This is a genomic window from Streptomyces sp. W16, from assembly GCF_033194735.1.
Taxonomy (GTDB): Bacteria; Actinomycetota; Actinomycetes; order Streptomycetales; family Streptomycetaceae; genus Streptomyces.
This window is the reverse complement of record NZ_JAWOAI010000987.1, coordinates 1-1,805: the sequence shown is the minus strand read 5'-3', so window position 1 is coordinate 1,805 and position 1,805 is coordinate 1. Positions and strand designations below refer to the sequence as shown.

Here is a 1,805-nt window from a genome sequence, read left to right as displayed (position 1 = left end):
CCGCGCTGATGCTGGCCCTCGGCAAGTACGGCTGGCGGCCCGCCGTGACCGCGGACGAGCCCGCCGACCTCGTGCCGCCGCCCGCGCCGGTCCCGAGCCGGCCGGGAGTACGCCGATGACGCCGCGCCGGAACCTCCTGCCCCTCACCCTCATCCACACCTCCGCCGCCCTCCTCGCCACCACCTCCCTCGCCCTCACCCTCTGGACCGGCCTCGAAGAACGCGGAGTCGCCCTCGCCTTCGGAGTGCTCGTCGCCGTAGGGGAGTTGAGCCGGTGGAACGGGACCACCGGCCTCCGCGAGACCGCCCCGCTCGGCGCCGCCGGCGCCCTCTCCTACGCGCTGCTCGGCGCCGACGCCGGACAGCCCACCCACCACGGCGCCTTCCAGGTCGTCACCGTGGTCGTCGCCGCCTCCCTCGTCGGCTGTGTGCCGCACATCGCACGCGGGCAGAGCGGTACGCCCGACCACCTGGCGCGCCGGGTACTGACCGTCGGCTTCGCCGCCGTCTGCTTCCAACCCCTTTACAACCAAGGGGTGTTCGGACACTGGGGCGGCCCCGCCTACGCCCTCCTCCTGCTCGCGCTCCTCTCCCTCACCGCCCTCTGCGACGCCGTACTCGCCGCCGCGCTCGCCCACTCCCGCACCCGCTGGCCCTTCGGCCCGCTGCTGCGGGACGAACTGCGCGGCATGCTCGGCATCGGGTCCGCCGTCTGCGCGACCGGCGCGGTGATGGCGCTCGCGGTCGCCGTCGTGGGGCTGTGGGCCCTGCCCGTGTTCTCCGTGCCGCTGCTGCTGACCCAGCTGTCCTTCCGGCGGTACGCGGCCGTACGGACCACCTACCGGCAGACCATCGCCTCCCTGGCCCGCTCCACCGAGATCGCCGGATACACCCCGGCCGGGCACGCCCGCCGGGTCGCCGCGCTCTGTCAGGCGGTCGGGCGGGACCTGGGACTGTCCGAGCCCGACCTCACCGTCCTGGAGTACGCAGCCCTGATGCACGACATCGGCCAGCTCAGCCTCGTCGACCCGGTACCGGCCGGCGCCACCGCCGTACTCCCCGTGGCCGAGCAGCGGCGGATAGCACTGCTCGGCGGGGCCGTCGTACGGCAGACCGGGGTGAGTCCTCAGGTGGCGGCCGTCGTGGAGCGGCAGGCCGACCCTTGCCGGGAGCAGCCGGTCTCCGCGCGGATCGTGCGGGCCGTGAACGCTTACGAGGAGAAAACCCGGGCAGGCGGCCCCGGCGGGCCGCTTCAGGCGCTGGAGGAGCTGCGCCTCGGGACCGCCGGGGACTACGCTCCCGAGGTCGTGGAAGCGCTGGCCCGGGTGCTCTCCCGGGACTGTCTGACCTTGCCTTCGGCTGGGTAACCCATGGGTAATGAGCGCCCTTCCAGTCGTACGTGGTTGGATGCGAAGAAGAGGGTGTCCGGGGGCAGAGCCAGCCCAACGAACGGAACTGGCAGGCGGGAATCGTGAGGATCTTCGGCAAGGGACGGCACCGGCCCTCCGCCTCCTGGCGGCAGGCCACAGACCGCGCGTTCACGCTGATCGGCGACGGTCGGTACGAGGACGCGGGCGCGTTGCTGACACGTGCCGCCGATCTTGAACCCTGGCTGTCCGAGTCCTGGTTCAACCTCGCCCTGCTGCACAAGTTCCGGCACGACTGGGAGCAGGCCCGGGCGGCCGGGCTGCGGGCCGTCGCGCTGCTGGAGCGGGAGGCCGGCGCACCTGACTGGTGGAACGTGGGCATCGCGGCCACCGCCCTCCAGGACTGGCCGCTGGCCCGGCGCGCCTGGCAGGCGTACGG

1 protein-coding gene and 1 pseudogene are annotated in these 1,805 nt (G+C 73.4%); both read left to right on the top strand.

The features are described 5' to 3' along the window. Positions 1–115 precede the first annotated feature (115 nt). The gene (locus R6V09_RS52265; protein WP_317888423.1) at positions 116–1,366 is read left to right on the top strand and encodes an HD-GYP domain-containing protein; all 1,251 of its coding nucleotides are present in this window, start codon (positions 116–118) and stop codon (positions 1,364–1,366) included. A 104-nt stretch (positions 1,367–1,470) separates the two neighbouring features. Then, positions 1,471–1,805, top strand: a pseudogene (locus R6V09_RS52260) (tetratricopeptide repeat protein); the annotation flags it as partial.